Genomic DNA, 17692 nt, shown 5'->3' on the forward strand with positions numbered 1-17692 from the left:
CCCACAAATAGTTTAGAAGAGCCTTTATTTTTTGTAATTTTTTTCTTATATATTGGTATTATTTTTATACCTCATTCATTTTAGGAGTTAGTTATGGCTAGATTGAAGAAGTCAATATCTTATTTTGTTCTATTGTTTGTCTCTTTAATTTTACTTAGTGCATGTGCAACAACAGTTACCGTCTCTTATTTGCAACCTGCAAAATATGATTTATCAAAATATCAAAATTTAGCAATTGCTTCTATGATAGTTTCAACTGATCCGCCATTTGCTAGTTCTGTGGTTTCTGTAGAATATGATGATTTTGAGGATACCGTTTTTTCAGGATATGATAGAAGTATAGTATATGATGTTGCTGAGACATTTACTGATACTTTATATGATGATTTATATAGAACTTCTTATTTTAAATTAATCAAACCGGCAATAACTGATGAGTATATAAATAATATTCAATATGGAGTTAAAGCTGTCGAAAATCTACAGAAATTAGGAGCTCAAGCCTTATTGATTAGTCAAATTGATTATATAGATTATAAAGAATATCCAATAATCGGGAATTATAAAATCGAAAGAAATCCAGATTATTATACGGATTCATCAGAAGATGAATATATTGAATCAACAGAGAGAAAAGTTAAAATTGTACAACAAGCTACTATAAAATATAGCTTTAGAATAATAGATTTAAATGATGGCTCTATTTTAGCTTCAGATTCATTTAGTAAGACTGTAACAAATGATGTTGAATATGATGATGATTTAATTTCTCTTCCTTCAATGGAAACCCTCTATGAGAGTGCTCTATTAGAAGGAGAAGAAGAAATAATTGAAGATATTTCTCCTCAGTATATTTCAACAAATGTTAAATTAAAAACTGATAAAAGTAATAATCCTTATTTTGACGCAGGAATTGAAGCAACAAAAAAAAGTAGGTTACAAATAGCTTATGATAATTTTGACAAAGCTTGGAGTGAATCTAAATTATATGCCGCAGGTTATAATTCAGCAATAGTTTTGGAAGCTCTTGGAGAAAGAGATTTAGCAATTGAAAGAATGACTGAAGTATATGAGCAATATGATGACGCAGATTCATTTCAACAAATTTCAAGAATGAAAGAATATAGAGATAATACAAGTATTGCTCAAGAACAAATAAATGATTAGGAACAATATGGAAGCAACAGAAAAAAAAGAAATTATTGTAGTAGAAAATGGTGATGGGAAAGAGGTCTTTTCCTCTTATAAGATAGATGGAAAAATTGGTGTGATAGATTTTGCTTCTTCTTTAGTTATCTTGCCAAACAGTCCCGTTGTTTACAAAAGATATAAGTCAACTAAGAGTGAAAATGCCTTCTCTCAATTTAAACGATGGGTAAGTAGTGAAGCCTTTGATCAAGTTTTTATCTTAGGAGGCTTAGATGTTTTAGAGGAAAATTTAGTTTTTGAATGGATTTTTGATCATAAATCAAAAAATGGTTTTCCCAATTTAATTATTTCTGGAAAAAAAATTCCTCCTTTTTGGAGCGAGTTAGATGCTAAATATAGCAAATGATGGTAATATTTTCCTTCTTTTAGTACAAAAAATCTATTTCTATTATAAAAATAGGCTATTATTTAATAACAGTAGCCTATTTTTGTGGTTATTGACTTTTTTTCTTCACTTTATTAACTAATTAGGGTATACTTTCGTTATGAGTTACATAGATGTGCATACCCACATATTACCAAATATTGATGATGGCGCTTTAAAATTGAATGAACTTGATAAAATGTTAGACGTCTATTCAAAAGCTGGGTTTTCTAAAATTGTTTGTACACCACATTTGTATAATCCTTATGTAAGAACTAATATTTCTGAAATTAAGGAAACATACAATAAAGTGAGAGATATTGCTTTAGGGTATAATATTGAACTCATATTGGGGTCAGAGTATTACTATAAAAATCAGGCTCAGATTGTTGGTATTCCGATTCAATCTACATATCAGTTGATTGAGTTGCCTACAACATTAGCTCCACTTGATTTTATAGATAAGTTTAAAGATGTTCTCGATAGTGGGCTTCAAATTATATTGGCGCATGTAGAGAGATATCCTTATTTGAGAGTTGGATCTCCATATCTTGAAAAATTAATTGATATGGGAGTATTAATTCAGGTAAATGCTTCAGCTATTGCTAATGGTTCTGCTACGGAGTTTGTTGAAAATAAAGTTGCAGATTTAATTGCCACAGATAATCATGGTAATTTTAAATTGCCTTTAGTTTATTTGGAACAAATTGGGAAATATCCATATCTGATAGAGAGAATGGAAAAAATATATTTATAAATAGTTAGTAGCTAAGGGAGGAATGTCGCATGTTATTAGATATGACCATTGCGAATTTTAAATCCGTTAAGGATCCTCAAACAATATCGTTTGAGGCAATTAAGGATAATAGATTTCCAAAATCGAAGACCGTTCAAGTAAATGATAAGTTAAACTTAATTAAAAGTGCAGCTATCATTGGACCTAACGGAGCTGGTAAAAGTTCATTTGTACGTGCACTTGAATCGCTAAAAAGTATTCTCTGTTCTTCACAAGATGTGGAAAATCCATTGCAGATCCTTTCAGGAACTAGTTTTGCATATACAAAAGAGAGAAATACTCCTTGTACAATAACTCTTAGATTTTTGTTGGAGAAGGGAAATGTAGATAACCTTGAAGAAGAACCTTCTGTAATTGGAATTTATTCATTTTCAGCTAATAATAAAAAAATAACACACGAATCTCTGTATTTTGTTTTTAATCGAAGTAAAAAATTAATGTTTGAAAGAACTGAACAAGTAGATCCATTAGCTGATGAAGACTCTCCAATTACATATAAATACCGTTTTGGTAAAATGTATAGAGGTGAAAAAAAGAGATTAGTTAAGAAAATTGATGAGAAACATGCCTTCCTATCTCAAGCTGCTTTAAAAGGTAGTGAAACAACCACTCCTGTTTTAACTTGGTTTAAAGAAAACTTACACATTCTTCCTATGGGTGTTTCTTCAATAAGTGAGCAATATATAATTGAGCAAATAACTAATCATCCAGATTGGGTCAAACAGTTGATTAACTTTTTATGGTCTCTTGATATAACGGATATAAAGAATATTCAAGTTATAAATAATCGGCTTGTATTCTCTCATACGAATGTAATGCAATCTTATGCTACATATTATTCTTTAGAAAGTTTATCACTTAGACGTTTATGCTTGATAGGAATAGCTTTCTTTGAGAGTTTTATTCAACCAAAAACTTTAATTATTGATGACTTTGGAATGTTATTACATCCATATGTATTGAAACATATAATTGAAATATTTGAAGAATGTAATTCAGCTACAGGATCTCAGTTGCTTGCTGTTGATTGTAATCCTTCACTATTAATTCCAGGGCTTTTAAGAAGAGATGGTGTTTATTTTGCTCAAAAAAATGAAAAAAGTGAAACTGTTTATTTCTCTTTAGCAGAATTTAGATATTCAAGAAGCAGAGATTTAACAAGTGAACAATATATGAATGGTGCCTTTGGTGCTCTACCATTACTTAGTGATTTCTTCTTTGTTGATGGTAAGGAGGATAAATAAGCTATGAAAACTAGAAAAAGAAAAAATCAACCACCTCGTAGAACTATGTTAATAGTTGGGGCAGATGAAAAAGAAGCTTTATTTTTCTCTCAAGTTAGAAAGGATGCAAGATATTCTAATCTCAGTGTAGATTGGGCTGGAGGAGAAAAGGATTTAGAAAAGTTAATTTCTTTAGCTTCTAAAAAAAGAACTCAGGGAAAATTCAATGAAGTTTGGTTAGTCTTTTCCTTTGATGATCTTGATGTTGATGTGGAAATTGTTAAAAGCCTCCTTCCTATAGCTAAGAGAAAAAGAGTTAAATTATGTTGGAGTAATCCTGGTATTAATTTATGGTATCTTTTCCACTTTAGAGGGGCAAATGGCTTAATTACCGATGGGGATAGTATAAATAGAGCAATTCAGAAAGAAATTCCTGATTTTAAAAATACAGCTAAATATTTAAAAACTGATGGCTTAGATTTTTATAAAATGATCTGTGTTAAAGACAATGAGGCTAATAGAAATGCTAGAGCATATAATGAAGCTGTAGAGCCAGTTTTAGGACTTCCTGCAATTAATTATATTGATCTTCACTTAGCTATTATTGAAAATTGTGGTGCAGCTAATTTTACTCAAAATCAAAGAACAATTGGAATGTAATATAAAAAAATAAATAAAACTATTTTAGTTTTTTTTCTAAAATAGTTTTATTTTATATATGGTGGTTTTTTATGAATGAAATAGTGAAACTCTGTGATGGATATAAAAGGCTAACTTTTCTCGATCCACTTCATGATTTGCTAGAGCCTTTTTATAATATGGAATTGTCAACTCCTCTTTTATGTGCAACCCCTTGGAAAATGAGTCATCAACATAAAAGTTCAATAGCAGTGCTTTTACTACATGGATATCAAGGATATCCTGGTGAGATGTCTTATTTAGGATTAAAATTATATCAAGCTGGTTTTGATGTTTATTGTCCGAGACTTCCTGGGCATGGAATAAATCAAGAAGATTTTCTAAAAACTTCAAGTAAAGATTGGCTGTCTGTAGCACGGTCAACCACTGGATATCTAAAAAAGGAATATGACAATGTATATGTAGCTGGACATTCAATGGGAGGACTTCTTGCAGCAATCATTGCTAAAGAATTTCAAATTGAAAGGTTGGCCTTAATTGCACCTGCTTTTGTAATAAAAGGATTTAATAAAAATAAAATTAAGTTTATGAAGTTGTTTAAAAAAGAAATATCTATTGCTTGGAATGAAGATCCATCATTTTGGGGGATCTGTGAAAGAACAGAGAGAGATGATAGGATTTTAGGTTCTAACTATTGGTCAAAGTTAGTTTTTTCACAGCTTCTTGAATTAAATAAATTGAGAGAAGAAGGCAATTTAGCTTTACCTAAAATAAGTTCAAAAACAATTTGTATATTAGGAGAAAAAGATCCTTCTATAGATAGTAAAAAAGTAGAAAAATTATTAAAAAACAAATTAAACACCCCACTTGAAATAAAAACAATAGAAGGAGTAAATCATCTCTGTCAATATTTTAATGATGAGATAAAAAGAGATTTGTGTAATGACTCTATAGTTAAGTCTTTTAGTGATTAAGTATTACATAGGCTTTATTAGTAAATGGATTTATTGTAAAACTACTGTCCAATTCAAAGTATCTCTTAATATTTTCTTTATTAATAATTTTATCAGTAGGTCCTTGAATTTTTTTGTCTTTGTTTAATAAAACAATTTCATCACAAAAGGAGAGGGCTAAGTTTATATCATGAAGTGTTGTAATGATAGTTAAGTTTTTTTCCTTAACTAATTTTTTTAGTATTTTCATTATTTCAAGTTGATGGAGAGGATCTAAATTAGCAGTAGGTTCATCTAAAATTAATATTTTTGTTTCTTGAGCTAGGGCTCTAGCTAATATGACCTTTTGTAATTCTCCTCCACTTAGTTGGTTCAAATATTTAAGTCTCAAATTATCTATTTTTAATAAATTAATTATATCTTCTACTACCTTATTTTGTTTTTGATTGTAATCTGGATATATATACCTAGCTAAATTAATATAATCTTGAACAATAATTTGGGGCAATTGAGTTGAACTTTGCTCTACATAAGCAATGTGTTTTGCAAATTTATTTCTATTAATACTATTTATATCTATCTCATCAATAAAAATAGAGGAATCCTTTATTTTTAATAATTTTAGGATAGTTTTTAAAAGCGTTGTTTTTCCACAGCCATTTGGTCCTAGAATTCCATGCAATTTTCTTTTAGAAAAATTAAGATTCAACGATGAAAAAATTTCGTTATTTATGTAGGAAAAGTCTAATTCATTAATTAATATATTCATAATAAGTTTGCCTTTGATTTTCTTAATATGTATAAGAAGAATGGTGCTCCAAATAATGCAGTAATAATTCCGATAGGAATTTCTGTATTAGGAATAAGAGTTCTTGCTATAATATCACATAGTAAGGTAAATATTGCTCCTAAATAAAGTGATAAAGGTAGAACAACTTTATGTTTTACTCCAAAGAGAAGTTTTACTACATGTGGAATAATTAAGCCAATAAAACCAATAATTCCAGCTAGTCCTACACAAATACTAGTTAATAATGTTGTAATTAATAAAAGGGATATTCTCTGTTTATGTACATCAAGTCCAATTGAAAATGCTGTATCATCACTTAAAAGGAGAACATCTAACTCTTTTGTTTTAAAAAGTAAAATGATAATAAGGATTATCATAATTGGTAATGTCACAAGTATTTTTTCATAACTGCTCAAACTAAAACTTCCCATTTGCCAATAAATAATATTTTCTAATTTGTCTTTGTTAAAATATAAAAGTAGGGAATTTAACGCTGAAAAAAAGAAATTAATAGCTAAGCCAGATAATAGTAGTATAAGAAGGGAAGAACGGTTTTTACCAGCAAGAGCAAAAATGATAAAAGCTGTTAGAAGGGCAAATATGAAGGCAAAAACGAAGGTGCCCCAAATTCCTGGTATTATTGATAAGAGATTAAATACGCTTGCTATAGCAACACCTAAAGCTGCTCCGGATGAAATACCTAAAAGATAGGGTTCAGTTAAAGGATTCTTAAATAAAGTTTGGAATATTGCACCTGAAATAGCTAAACTCATACCAACTATGATGGCTGTTATAGTTCTTGGAATCCTTAAATTAATTATAATAAATTTATGTGTTCTAGAGACATTGTCTTGATTAAAAATAATGGCTAAGACTTCTTTTATAGGAATTTTTACACTTCCTTTAGAAATGGAAAAACCTACTAAGCAAATTCCAAGCAGTATCAAAATAAAGATAATAGTTTTGTTTTTATTCAATTTTAAATTCATTTCCGTGTATAATTTTTGCAAGTTCTACTAGCCCTTGGGCATTCCTAATTCCTTGTCTATCTAAAAGGTTATTATCGATTTCAAAAACTCTATTTTCTTTTACAGCGGTAAGAGAAGAATAAGGTTTTGTGGTAATAAATTGATTTTTTGAATCATAATATTTTGAAACTATAATTATTTCAGGATCTTTATCTATTAATTGTTCACTACTATAATTCCACCCTTGGATATCTTCAGCGATATTTATGCCACCAACTAAATCAATCATTTTTCCAATAAAAGTATTTCCGCCGGAGGTGAAATCTCCCCACTCTCCAAAGCTGACAGCATAATATACTGTTTTTTTCTTTAAGTCTTTTGTTTTATCTATTACTTGAGCTACTTGTTTTTTATTAGCTTCAACTATCTCGTTGGCCTTATCTTCTTTGTTCATTAATTTACCAATTTTCATGATAATATTGAAAGATCCGTCTAGAGAATTATCGTCATAAATAGCAACAGAAGGTATTCCAAGTTTTGTTAGATTTTCTAATAAGTCTTTTGGACAGTGCACAGAGCCAATAACTAGATCTGGTTCAAGTTCAATGATTTTTTCCATATTAGGGTTTGTAATAGAGCCGATACTAGTTATTTCTAATACTTGTGATGGATAGTCACAATAATCAGTTCTTCCAACAAGCTTGTCAAAATCCAAGGCACTAATAATTTCACTAATATTAGGGCCAAGGGAGATTATTCTTTGTGGATTTTTTACTACTTGAACACTTCTGTTATATGAATCAATAAACTCATAAGTCTCAGAATTTATATTCTCTTCTTTAATACCTTCACTAAATAATGAAGATAAACTTAAGAAAAGTAGTAAAAGAATAATGCATTTTTTTTTCATTAAGAAGCTCCTTGTAGGAGGCTTAAGCAATAGCCTCATGTCCAGTAGGTTATGCAATAATAAATGGTCTGACTTTAACAGTAGCTGGTCTGTTAGGATTTTCACCTAATTCATTTTTGCTCTTTTAGTATATGAATTAATGATTCATTAATAAAGCTATTTAATAACAAATAAAATATAAAAGTGATAATATAATTAATTCTAGATTAATAAGGTAAATATTTATATTTTCCTTTTTCTAGAATGTAGTTTAAATTGTTGCCATTATTGTCAAATTCTTGTACTCTTACGTTAAACGTTTTTTATATTAAAGGAGCTCTTAATTATATGAGTGTTAGAGTACGTTATGCACCATCTCCAACTGGTTTACAACATATAGGTGGTGTTAGAACAGCATTATTTAATTATTTTTATGCCAAAGCTCAAGGCGGTAAATTTGTGCTTAGAGTTGAGGATACAGATAGAGAAAGGTATAGTAAAGAATCATTAGAGGATTTATATGAGACTTTAAATTGGCTAGGAATTAAATGGGATGAAGGTCCTATAGTAGGGGGCCCTTACGGTCCATATATTCAAAGCGAACGTTTTGAACTATATCAAAAATATGCAAAAATGCTAGTTGAAAAAGATATGGCATACTATTGTTATTGTACTCCTGAGCGATTAGAAAAAGTTAGAAATGAACAAAAAAAGAGTAAGAGCTCAACTCAAGGTTATGATAGACATTGTAGTAACTTAACTCAAGAAGAGCGAAATGAGTATGAGAGACAAGGCATTAAGCCGGTTATTAGGTTAAGAGTTCCTCTTACTGGTAAAACAACTTTTCATGATATTTTGATGGGCGATATTACTAGAAAAAATAAAGATGTTTCTCCAGATCCTATTTTACTAAAAAGTGATGGTTATCCTACATACCATTTAGCAAATGTTGTTGACGATCATTTGATGGGAATAACTCACATAATGAGAGCTCAAGAATGGATTCCATCAGGTCCTTTGCATGTTATATTGTATAAGGCATTTGGTTGGGAACCCCCAGTATATTGTCACTTACCTATGGTAATGGGGAAAGACGGTCAAAAGCTTTCAAAACGTCATGGTTCAACAAGTGTTAGAGACTTTAGAGAAAAAGGTTATCTACCTGAAGCTCTAATGAATTATGTAACTCTTGTTGGTTGGTCTTTTGATGATAAGAGTGAATTTTTTAGTAAAGAAGAATTAGAAAAGATTTTTGATATTACAAAAATTCATAAAGCACCAGGAGTTTTTGATTATAAAAAACTTGATTGGTTTAATGGTCAATATATTAGAAAATTAAGTGACGAACAGCTAAAAGAAAAAGTATTACCTTATCTTATTAAAGCAGGTTTTGTAAGTGAAGAAATAACTAAAGAGCAAGATGAGATTTTGAATAAATTAATTCCTTGCGTTAAACCTAGGTTAAAGGTTTTGTCTGATGTTGTTGGGTTATCAAAATTCTTGTTTACTAATCCAGAAGTTGCTGATAAAGAAATGTTTGTTGCTAAAAAAATGGATTTAGCTTCTTCTACTACAGCTTTGATTAAAGCTTATGATATTTTAAAAGCAGGTTTAGAAAGTAATAAACCATTTGAAGAGATTGAAAGCGAGATATGTGAAGTGGCAACACAAATGGAAGTTAAAGTTAATGCGGTATTTACCCCTCTCAGAGTTGCTTTAACTTCTAGTAATGTAAGTTTACCAATGAATGATACAGTCAGTTTATTAGGTAAAGAAGAATGTTATAAAAGAATTGATAGAGCAATAGAAATGCTTAAGGGAGAATTATAAAATGGCAGAATTAACAATGGATAAGATTGTATCATTATGTAGAAGACGTGGATTTATATTCCAATCTAGTGAAATCTATGGTGGTTTGAATGGTGCATATGATTACGGTCCATTAGGCGTTCAATTAAAAAATAACATTAGAGATTTCTGGTGGAAAGAAATGACTCAATTACACGATAATATTGTAGGAATTGATGCATCAATCCTTATGGCTTCAAAAGTTTGGGAAGCTAGTGGACACGTTTCTAACTTCAGTGATCCTATGGTTGACTGTAAAAAATGTAAGAGTCGTTTTAGAGCAGATCAAATTGATTTAAATGCTCCATGTCCAGTTTGTGGAAATAAAGATAGTTTTACAGAACCAAGAAACTTTAATTTAATGTTTGAAACTCATATTGGTGCTAATAGAGATGCTTCTTCAACTGTATATTTAAGACCAGAAACAGCTCAAGGTATATATGTAAACTTCAAGAATGTAGTTGCTTCTTCAAGAGTAAAAATTCCTTTTGGTATAGCTCAGATTGGTAAATCATTTAGGAATGAAATTACAACAAAAAACTTTATTTTCCGTTCTTGTGAATTTGAACAAATGGAAATGCAATTTTTTGTCAAACCTGGCGAAGATGAAAAATGGTTTAAATATTGGATGGAACAAAGAATGGCTTTCTACGATAAGATGGGAATTAAAAAAGAACATCTACAATGGCATAGACATGGTAGTGATGAATTAGCTTTCTATGCTAAAGATGCTTATGATATTCAATTCTTATTCCCAATGGGTTGGCAAGAATTAGAAGGAGTTCATAGCAGAACTGATTATGATTTAACTCAACATTCTAAATTCTGTGGTAAAACTCAAGATTATTTAGATCCTGTAACAAATGAAAGATATATTCCATATGTAGTTGAAACAAGTGCTGGATTAACAAGGAATGTTCTAATGGCTCTTTGTGATGCTTATGATGAAGAAGAAGTTGATGGGGATAAGAGAACTGTTCTTCACTTCCACCCTTCAATTGCTCCAGTTCAAGTTGCAATTCTTCCTCTTGTTAAAAAAGATGGAATTGCTGACATGGCTAAAGAGCTTGAAAAGGAATTGAGAGATGACTTTACAACTTTCTATGACCAAAGTGGTGCAATTGGAAGGAGATATCGTAGAATGGATGAAATTGGTACTCCATATTGTGTTACCCTCGACTATGATACTAAAGAAGATGATACTGTAACATTAAGATTTAGGGACTCTATGAAACAAATTAGAGTTGCAAAGAAAGATTTAGTTAAGACAATTAAAGAAGCAACAAAGAATTACAAAAGGAACTAAAAATGAATAGCGCTTTACAAACATTACAGGATAGAGGATTTATTAAAGCTTGTACTGATATTGAAGCTTTAAGTGATTTAATGGATAAAGAAAAAGTAAAATTTTATGTCGGTGTAGATCCCACCGGCAAAAGTGTCCATGTAGGTCATATGGTTCCATTTTTTGCAATGCATCATCTACAAAATGCTGGCCATCTACCAATTGCTTTAGTTGGTGGAGGAACAGGTATGATTGGAGATCCTTCTGGTAAAACAGAAATGAGAAAAATGTTAACTCCAGAGCAAATTGCAAAAAACTGTGAAAGTATTAAAAAACAACTAGGAACTGTTGTTGACTTTTCTGAACAAAAAGACAGTGATAAAGGCCAAGCTGTCATGTTAAATAATGCAGATTGGTTAACAAATTTAAATTACATTGATTTCTTAAGAGAAATTGGTAGACACTTTTCTGTTAATAGAATGTTAACTTTTGAATCATATAAACAACGTCTTGAAAGAGGTCTTTCCTTTATTGAATTTAACTATCAATTATTACAATCATATGATTTCTTAACACTATATCAAAGAGAAAATTGTCGTTTACAAATTGGTGGTGATGATCAATGGGGAAATATTGTAAGCGGAATTGATTTAATTAGAAAGATTGAAGGTGCTGAATGTTATGGTTTAACATTTAATTTAATCACTAGAGCTGATGGAAAGAAAATGGGTAAAAGTGAAAAAGGAGCAGTATTCCTTGATCCTGAAATGTATTCCCCTTATGACTTCTATCAATATTGGAGAAATGTAAATGATGCTGATGTAATTAAATTTATGAAATTGTTTACTTTCCTACCTTTAGAAGAAATCAAAGGATATGATAATCCTAATGTTAATATAAATGAAGCAAAAGAAAGATTAGCTTATGAGCAAACTAAAATTGTTCATGGTGAAGAAGAAGCTAATAAAGCAAAAACTGCTGCAAGGGCAATGTTTAGTTCTTCTGCTGTAGCAACAGTTTCCCAAAGAGAAGGTATGCCTAGTTTAGAAATTGAAAAATCTAAATTAGAAGAAGGAATTCAAGTTGTTCCTTTATATGCTATGACATCTTTAGCTTCTTCAAATAGCGAAGCACGTCGTCTTGTTCAAGGTGGTGGAGCTTCAATAAACAATCAAAAGATAACTGATTTAAATTTTGTGGTTACTGATGAGATGTTGGATGAAGAAGGTGAGTTAATTCTCAGAGCTGGTAAAAAACGCTTCTTCAGAATTATGGTAAAATAAAGAAATTACGACACTAAGCCATAGTTTCTTAAAGGATGTTATATTATGAAAAAAACAATAATTACTTTAAGTTTAATCTTTTTTGTTGTATCTACTTCACTTTTTGCACAAGCTGAATTTGAGAAAGCAGATCAAGCAAATAAAGTCAATGTTGAACTTGCTGTAATGGCTGGTCCAACAGGATTTTCAAGTGCAAAAATTGCACGTGATAATGGTAAAATTGGTTCGAATGTCTTAGTTAATACTAGTGTATATTCTTCACCTAATGAAGTTGTGGCTAAATTAACTAATGGGGAAGTAGATGTAGCTGCTTTACCAACTAATCTTGCTGCAATTCTATACAATAAAGGTGTAGATATTAAACTAGTAGCTGTTATTGGCAATGGTATGTTAAATGTACTTTCAACAAATCAAAATAATTGGATGAATTCAAAGATTCAAATTCCAGGTGGACCTTCTGCAACTCCAAGTCAAATGGCTAATATGTTAATTGGTGAAAACGGATTAAAAATTGATGACTTTGATTTAGATTACAGTGTTGTTTCATCTGCTCAATTATCTCAATTGTTGATTGCTAATAAAGCTGAAACTGCTTTATTACCAGAACCTTTTGCAACTATGGTTTTAGCTAAAAATTCTGATATGAAAGTAGTATTAGATGTACAAAAGCTTTATGAAAGCACAACTGGATTTAGTAATTATCCAATGACAGTATTAGTTGTTCAAAATGATTTTTACAAAGAAAACCCAAAGGCTGTCTCAGCAATTTTAAAAGCTTATGAAGAAAGCGTTGATTTTGTTTTAGCAAATCCAGAAGAAGCTGCTGAAACTATTGAAGCTATAAACATCATGCCAGCTACAATGGCAGCTCCTGCTATTCCTAACTGTAATCTTACTTATAAGAGTATAGATGAAGTTAAAGCAGAAGTTGAAAATTATTATACACTACTATTTAATTTTGATCCAAAATCAGTTGGTGGAAAGCTACCTGATGAAGGATTCTATTTATAGAAAATGAATAAAAGTAAAAAAGCCTTAACTAAGATAATCGTTATTATTGCCTCAGTATTAATATTTTTAATAATTTGGCAAATAGCAGCTCTATCATTGGACTCTCAAATTTTACTACCCGGAGTGAATGTTGTCTTAGCAAGGCTTTTTGAATTATTTTCTAGTAAAGATTTTCTTTTTAATATACTTTCAACAGTTTATCGAGCCATAGAAAGCTTTATTATAATAGTTGTTTTAGCAACAATACTTGGAACTTTAGCCGGAAGGTATAAAGTGCTAAGTTGGTTTTTAACACCTGTTCTTACTGTTCTAAAAACGACTCCGGTTATGAGTGTAATATTATTAGCATTTATCTGGTTTCAGACAGGAACTGTCCCTATTTTTTCAGCATTTTTAATGGGTTTTCCAATTATGTATATGATGATGGAAGGGGCGGTAGAACATTTAGAAGAAGAAATGAATCAAATGTGTTATCTCTATGGTTTTACAACTGTTCAAAAAATAAGACATTATATTATTCCCACATTGGCTAAGTCTTTTTCTCTTGGTGCAAAACAAACTTTATCAATGGTTTGGAAAGTTGTTGTTGCAGCTGAAGTTTTAACTATACCAAAATATGGAGTTGGTTCAAAAATGCAGTTTGCACAAATCCAATTAGAAACTGCTGAGGTATTAGCTTGGACATTAATAGCCATTTTATTATCTGCCATTGGTGATTTAATTTTTCACTTAATCGAATCTACTATTATTTTTGTGGTTAGAAGAATTAAGGAGAAAAAGGCAGAATGAAAATAATTAATTTATCTTTTAGTTATAATGACACTTTAATTTTTGATAACTTTAATTTGGATATTGAAGAAAATTCTATCTGCACTATTGTCGGTTCCTCAGGCTGTGGGAAAACAACTCTTTTAAAGCTAATTGCAAATTTAGAAAAACCATCTACTGGAGTAATTGTAAAATGTGATGCAGAATTGGGAGCTGTAAGTTATTTATTTCAAGAGCCTAGGCTTTTAAAAAGTCAAACAACCTTTAGTAATATTGATATAATCCTTAAAAATTCTATTAAAGATAAAAATGAAAGAAAAGATAAAGTTATGTTTTATTTGGAGAGGGTTGGTTTAGCAGAGCATAGAAAAAAATATCCTAGTGAACTTTCAGGTGGAATGAAACAAAGAGCCGCAATCGCAAGAGCCTTTGCTTATCCTTCAAATTTAATTTTAATGGATGAACCAATGCAAGGTTTGGATATAAAAAGTAAATATGATGTATTAGACTTGTTTAAAGAAATGTGGACAAGTGATCCTAGAACTACATTATTTGTTACCCATGATTTAAGAGATGCCTTAGTAATGGGAGATAGAGTTGTATGTTTAGGTAATCCCAAGAAACCTAAATTAAATATTTCTCTAAAAGCTGAAAAACCTCTAAGTGATGAAAAAATAGGATTTTTTGAAAATCAAATTTTAAATGCAATTTTACATTAATAATATTCTAAATTTGTAATAGTTTTTAACTATATTAGTTTAATAATTTTTATAATTGTCTGATAAAAATTAGGTAGTCAAAATTTTTTTATCTAATCAATAATTATGTTATAATATTACTCAAAAAAAAACTATTGAGGAGAGTTTTTATGAATGTAATTGTAACTGTAATTGTGATTGTTTACATGATTGGAATGTTAGCAATCGGCTATTATTCAAGTACTAAAGTAAAATCTAATACTGATTTTATGGTTGCAGGAAGGAGGCTAGGTCCTCTCTTGATGGCTGGAACTTTAGCTGCTACTGAAATTGGAGGTGGAAGTTCATTAGGTGTTGTTGCTAATAGTTATGGTGGTTGGGGGCTATCTGCATCTTGGTACATTATTGCTATGGGGATAGCCTTTATTATTTTGATTCCTTTAGCACCTAAATTTAGACAAGTTGAAGTCAAAACTGTCCCTGAATATTTTAGAAGAAGATATGATAAATTCTCAGGAGGTTTTAGTGCCATCGTTATGATTCTGGCTTTAGTAGGATTAACTGCTGCTCAATTTAAAGCTAGTGCTTCAATTTTGGAAATTATGCTTGGAATAAATTATGGTACAGCGATAACTATTGTAGCAATTATAATTACAATTTACGCAGTAATGGGCGGCTTGTGGTCAGTAACCTTAACTGATTTTATTCAAGTATTTTTAATTGTTATTGGAATGTTCTTAGCAATACCATTTGCCTTTAAACTAGCTGGAGGTTGGTCAACGATAAAAGCAAATGTGCCTGCTGAGTCTTTAAGTTTTACAAAAGGTATTGGTGGATTTGGTCATATAATTGGTTACGTTATTATGTATTTAGCTTCATTTTCTGTTGGACAAGAGGCTGTAAGTAGATATTACGCAGCTAGAGATGGTAAATCTGCTGTACAAGGTTCAATCTTTGCTGCCATAATTAATTTTATATTTGCCTTTGTTCCTGTCGTTCTAGGTTTAGCAATGCTCGCAATGAAAAATCAAAACTTACTTGATCCTTCTGTTGTTGATGCCCTAGAAAATAATAGTAGATATGCTTTACCGGCATTAGCAAATGTAGCAATGCCTGCAATTATTTGTGGATTATTATTTGCAGGAATAATAAGTGCTACAATGTCTTCAGCCGATTCAGATCTTTTGGGTGCAGGCTCAATGTTTAGTAATGATATTTACAAAGTTTTCTTGAAGAAAGATGCTTCTTCTAAGCAAGTGCTATTAGTTACTAAGATTGGGATGGTTGTTATAGGTATTTTTGCATATTTTGTAGCTAGATGGGCAGATAATATAATTTCATTACTTGCCTTTAGTTTTACTTTAAGAGCAGCGGGAACATTCTGTCCTTATGTATTTGGACATTTTTGGAAGAAGAGTTCAAGTGCTGGAAGCATAGCTTCAATTTTAGGTGGAAGTGTATTTTATTTCTTATTAGATCAAGGAATAATTAAAAGTATTGAGAAGGTGAATAATATTATTCCAGCCTTATTATTAAGTTTAGTTTTATTTGTACTCTTTTCTTTATTATTCCCACCAAAAGAATTTACCGTTGAATTAGCTTTTGAAGAAGATTAGATAAATTTAAAAAAAAAGTTGTTACACTTTCAAATCTTTGATTGTGTAACAACATGTTTGACAAAATTATTTAATTATTAAGCTCTTGTTTCCCATAATCCATGTAGATTACAATAAGCAAAAGTTGCAACAAGTTTGTCGCCATCTGCTAAAGCAAATTGTGCTTTTGGTTCATCAGAAGGAGTTAAATTCTTTCTTTGTCCACCATGTTCAGTTTGGATGTAAATCCATTGGATAAAGTGTTTTTCAGTCATTGGATGAGCAACAGAACCAACTTGTACAGTAACAATGTTACCTTCAACTGTTACAACTGGGATGTGCTTTTCATTAGCAGCATCTACTGTATTAGGTTCAAGTTTGTGCATTTCTTCTCCACAACAAACTACAGGTACTCCTGCATCGTGTACTTTGGCAATAATGTTGCCACAATGATTACAGATATAAAATTCTTGTTCTTTCATTATTTTATCTCCTATTAATTGTATAATACCACAAATAACTTCAAAGTAAAACCTTTTTTCATTTCTAAATGATATTAATTATTAATTAGCACTAATTACTAATTAAATCAATAGGTTTTTTTAAAAACATTATAATAAGTGATATTTTTATTAATTTAATATGTAAGAGATTTTGATTGTAGCAGAATAATCACCTGCAGGTAATTTACTATTACCGTTCCAACCTATTGAAAGTCCCATTACATATAGGGCTTTGTTGCTAAGAGAAGTTGATGTGTCTCTAGAATTATTATATGAGTCGGCATTCGGAATAGCATAGTTGCTTGTTGTAGTATATGGCTCTAAATAATAACCGCACCTAATTAGATAATCTGAAATTACTTCAATTGGGTTATCAGTTAATGTATAAGTCTTAATTGAAGTGGATTGTGTTAAATTTGCCGGAGAAATAACTTCAATAATAATTGGAATATTTTCAGTCATTTCTTCATTGTTAAATCCCGTGCTACTAATTTGAATATCTAAGGTTTTGTCATTTTGTAAATTGGAAGAAATAAATAAATAATATTTAATTGAAGAAGTGTTCGGATTATTATCTGTAAGTAGAGAACCTGCAGAAATTGTCCTAATTATTTGCTCAGAAATTGGAGAGAGTCCTGTGATATAACCATTGGAACTTTCTCCTTCATACAAATTAAATGATGCTTCTGTTTCTGCTATATCACTTTTTAGTTGAACATTTGTAGTTTTTTCAGCAAACATATAACTTGAGCATATCATTATAATTATTATTGTTAACACATATTTTTTCTTCATTGTATATATAATACTAATAATGATTGAAACTTATGTCAATAGTTTTTAACTCATACGTTTCAATAATATGCACAA

The 17692-nt window shown here is 30.3% G+C and carries 18 protein-coding genes; 13 read left to right on the forward strand and 5 right to left on the reverse strand.

The window, feature by feature from the left end; translation table 11 throughout:
- Positions 1-93: 93 nt before the first annotated feature.
- The 6 genes from ACZ5SO_RS15290 to ACZ5SO_RS15315 all read left to right on the forward strand — a co-directional run bounded on the left by ACZ5SO_RS15290 (position 94) and on the right by ACZ5SO_RS15315 (position 5205).
- Complete coding sequence (locus ACZ5SO_RS15290) at positions 94-1167, forward strand: hypothetical protein (RefSeq protein WP_464625797.1); 1074 nt, start codon at positions 94-96, stop codon at positions 1165-1167.
- Positions 1160-1555 carry a hypothetical protein gene (locus tag ACZ5SO_RS15295; RefSeq protein WP_464625798.1) on the forward strand — a complete coding sequence of 132 codons (396 nt, stop codon included), beginning with the start codon at positions 1160-1162 and terminating at the stop codon, positions 1553-1555. The genes ACZ5SO_RS15290 and ACZ5SO_RS15295 overlap by 8 nt, the downstream gene beginning before the upstream one ends.
- Positions 1556-1694: 139 nt before the next feature.
- On the forward strand, positions 1695-2330 hold the full coding sequence (locus ACZ5SO_RS15300) for a CpsB/CapC family capsule biosynthesis tyrosine phosphatase (protein ID WP_464625799.1): 636 nt from the start codon (positions 1695-1697) through the stop codon (positions 2328-2330).
- A gap of 29 nt (positions 2331-2359) precedes the next feature.
- Positions 2360-3613: an AAA family ATPase gene (locus ACZ5SO_RS15305; RefSeq protein ID WP_464625800.1), complete on the forward strand. Its 1254-nt coding sequence runs from the start codon at positions 2360-2362 to the stop codon at positions 3611-3613.
- A 3-nt stretch (positions 3614-3616) separates the two neighbouring features.
- Entirely contained in the window at positions 3617-4252 is a 636-nt protein-coding gene (locus ACZ5SO_RS15310) for an RloB domain-containing protein (protein ID WP_464625801.1), read from the forward strand.
- Between the two features lie 71 nt (positions 4253-4323).
- On the forward strand, positions 4324-5205 hold the full coding sequence (locus ACZ5SO_RS15315; RefSeq protein WP_464625802.1) for an alpha/beta hydrolase: 882 nt from the start codon (positions 4324-4326) through the stop codon (positions 5203-5205).
- Here the strand turns inward: ACZ5SO_RS15315 and ACZ5SO_RS15320 are convergent.
- The 3 genes from ACZ5SO_RS15320 to ACZ5SO_RS15330 are packed head-to-tail and all read right to left on the reverse strand — an operon-like array spanning position 5195 to position 7852.
- Positions 5195-5953, reverse strand: a complete 759-nt coding sequence (locus tag ACZ5SO_RS15320) for an ABC transporter ATP-binding protein (RefSeq protein WP_464625803.1) — start codon at positions 5951-5953, stop codon at positions 5195-5197. The genes ACZ5SO_RS15315 and ACZ5SO_RS15320 overlap by 11 nt on opposite strands.
- The gene (locus tag ACZ5SO_RS15325; protein ID WP_464625805.1) at positions 5950-6963 is read right to left on the reverse strand and encodes a FecCD family ABC transporter permease; all 1014 of its coding nucleotides are present in this window, start codon (positions 6961-6963) and stop codon (positions 5950-5952) included. Before ACZ5SO_RS15325 ends, ACZ5SO_RS15320 begins: the two co-directional genes overlap by 4 nt.
- Positions 6944-7852: an ABC transporter substrate-binding protein gene (locus tag ACZ5SO_RS15330; RefSeq protein WP_464625806.1), complete on the reverse strand. Its 909-nt coding sequence runs from the start codon at positions 7850-7852 to the stop codon at positions 6944-6946. The genes ACZ5SO_RS15325 and ACZ5SO_RS15330 overlap by 20 nt, the downstream gene beginning before the upstream one ends.
- A gap of 327 nt (positions 7853-8179) precedes the next feature.
- Between ACZ5SO_RS15330 and gltX the strand changes: the two genes are divergently transcribed.
- From gltX to ACZ5SO_RS15365, 7 genes are all read left to right on the forward strand, one after another.
- A complete protein-coding gene (gltX, locus tag ACZ5SO_RS15335) occupies positions 8180-9661 on the forward strand; it encodes a glutamate--tRNA ligase (RefSeq protein ID WP_464625807.1) in 1482 nt (493 codons plus the stop codon).
- Position 9662: 1 nt separating this feature from the next.
- Positions 9663-10985 carry a glycine--tRNA ligase gene (locus ACZ5SO_RS15340; RefSeq protein ID WP_464625808.1) on the forward strand — a complete coding sequence of 441 codons (1323 nt, stop codon included), beginning with the start codon at positions 9663-9665 and terminating at the stop codon, positions 10983-10985.
- A gap of 2 nt (positions 10986-10987) precedes the next feature.
- Entirely contained in the window at positions 10988-12247 is a 1260-nt protein-coding gene (gene tyrS / locus ACZ5SO_RS15345; protein ID WP_464625810.1) for a tyrosine--tRNA ligase, read from the forward strand.
- Between the two features lie 45 nt (positions 12248-12292).
- On the forward strand, positions 12293-13258 hold the full coding sequence (locus tag ACZ5SO_RS15350; RefSeq protein WP_464625811.1) for an ABC transporter substrate-binding protein: 966 nt from the start codon (positions 12293-12295) through the stop codon (positions 13256-13258).
- 3 nt (positions 13259-13261) lie between these two features.
- Positions 13262-14047, forward strand: coding sequence for an ABC transporter permease (locus ACZ5SO_RS15355; RefSeq protein ID WP_464625812.1), 786 nt, complete (start codon positions 13262-13264; stop codon positions 14045-14047).
- On the forward strand, positions 14044-14745 hold the full coding sequence (locus tag ACZ5SO_RS15360) for an ABC transporter ATP-binding protein (protein ID WP_464625813.1): 702 nt from the start codon (positions 14044-14046) through the stop codon (positions 14743-14745). The genes ACZ5SO_RS15355 and ACZ5SO_RS15360 overlap by 4 nt, the downstream gene beginning before the upstream one ends.
- A 149-nt stretch (positions 14746-14894) precedes the next feature.
- Positions 14895-16340, forward strand: coding sequence for a sodium:solute symporter family protein (locus ACZ5SO_RS15365; protein ID WP_464625815.1), 1446 nt, complete (start codon positions 14895-14897; stop codon positions 16338-16340).
- Positions 16341-16417: 77 nt separating this feature from the next.
- Here the strand turns inward: ACZ5SO_RS15365 and ACZ5SO_RS15370 are convergent, their stop codons facing one another.
- Complete coding sequence (locus ACZ5SO_RS15370; RefSeq protein ID WP_464625817.1) at positions 16418-16801, reverse strand: desulfoferrodoxin family protein; 384 nt, start codon at positions 16799-16801, stop codon at positions 16418-16420.
- A 150-nt stretch (positions 16802-16951) separates the two neighbouring features.
- Positions 16952-17617 carry a hypothetical protein gene (locus ACZ5SO_RS15375; RefSeq protein ID WP_464625818.1) on the reverse strand — a complete coding sequence of 222 codons (666 nt, stop codon included), beginning with the start codon at positions 17615-17617 and terminating at the stop codon, positions 16952-16954.
- Positions 17618-17692: the final 75 nt, after the last annotated feature.

It is taken from the genome of Pleomorphochaeta naphthae (genome assembly GCF_055396005.1).

Excerpts from the sequence above, each read along its gene's own strand:
- ACZ5SO_RS15290 (WP_464625797.1), top strand. The coding sequence starts at position 94 with ATGGCTAGATTGAAGAAGTCAATATCTTATTTTGTTCTATTGTTTGTC.
- ACZ5SO_RS15295 (WP_464625798.1), top strand. The coding sequence starts at position 1,160 with ATGATTAGGAACAATATGGAAGCAACAGAAAAAAAAGAAATTATTGTA.
- ACZ5SO_RS15300 (WP_464625799.1), top strand. The coding sequence starts at position 1,695 with ATGAGTTACATAGATGTGCATACCCACATATTACCAAATATTGATGAT.
- ACZ5SO_RS15305 (WP_464625800.1), top strand. The coding sequence starts at position 2,360 with ATGTTATTAGATATGACCATTGCGAATTTTAAATCCGTTAAGGATCCT.
- ACZ5SO_RS15310 (WP_464625801.1), top strand. The coding sequence starts at position 3,617 with ATGAAAACTAGAAAAAGAAAAAATCAACCACCTCGTAGAACTATGTTA.
- ACZ5SO_RS15315 (WP_464625802.1), top strand. The coding sequence starts at position 4,324 with ATGAATGAAATAGTGAAACTCTGTGATGGATATAAAAGGCTAACTTTT.
- ACZ5SO_RS15320 (WP_464625803.1), bottom strand. The coding sequence starts at position 5,953 with ATGAATATATTAATTAATGAATTAGACTTTTCCTACATAAATAACGAA.
- ACZ5SO_RS15325 (WP_464625805.1), bottom strand. The coding sequence starts at position 6,963 with ATGAATTTAAAATTGAATAAAAACAAAACTATTATCTTTATTTTGATA.
- ACZ5SO_RS15330 (WP_464625806.1), bottom strand. The coding sequence starts at position 7,852 with ATGAAAAAAAAATGCATTATTCTTTTACTACTTTTCTTAAGTTTATCT.
- gltX (WP_464625807.1), top strand. The coding sequence starts at position 8,180 with ATGAGTGTTAGAGTACGTTATGCACCATCTCCAACTGGTTTACAACAT.
- ACZ5SO_RS15340 (WP_464625808.1), top strand. The coding sequence starts at position 9,663 with ATGGCAGAATTAACAATGGATAAGATTGTATCATTATGTAGAAGACGT.
- tyrS (WP_464625810.1), top strand. The coding sequence starts at position 10,988 with ATGAATAGCGCTTTACAAACATTACAGGATAGAGGATTTATTAAAGCT.
- ACZ5SO_RS15350 (WP_464625811.1), top strand. The coding sequence starts at position 12,293 with ATGAAAAAAACAATAATTACTTTAAGTTTAATCTTTTTTGTTGTATCT.
- ACZ5SO_RS15355 (WP_464625812.1), top strand. The coding sequence starts at position 13,262 with ATGAATAAAAGTAAAAAAGCCTTAACTAAGATAATCGTTATTATTGCC.
- ACZ5SO_RS15360 (WP_464625813.1), top strand. The coding sequence starts at position 14,044 with ATGAAAATAATTAATTTATCTTTTAGTTATAATGACACTTTAATTTTT.
- ACZ5SO_RS15365 (WP_464625815.1), top strand. The coding sequence starts at position 14,895 with ATGAATGTAATTGTAACTGTAATTGTGATTGTTTACATGATTGGAATG.
- ACZ5SO_RS15370 (WP_464625817.1), bottom strand. The coding sequence starts at position 16,801 with ATGAAAGAACAAGAATTTTATATCTGTAATCATTGTGGCAACATTATT.
- ACZ5SO_RS15375 (WP_464625818.1), bottom strand. The coding sequence starts at position 17,617 with ATGAAGAAAAAATATGTGTTAACAATAATAATTATAATGATATGCTCA.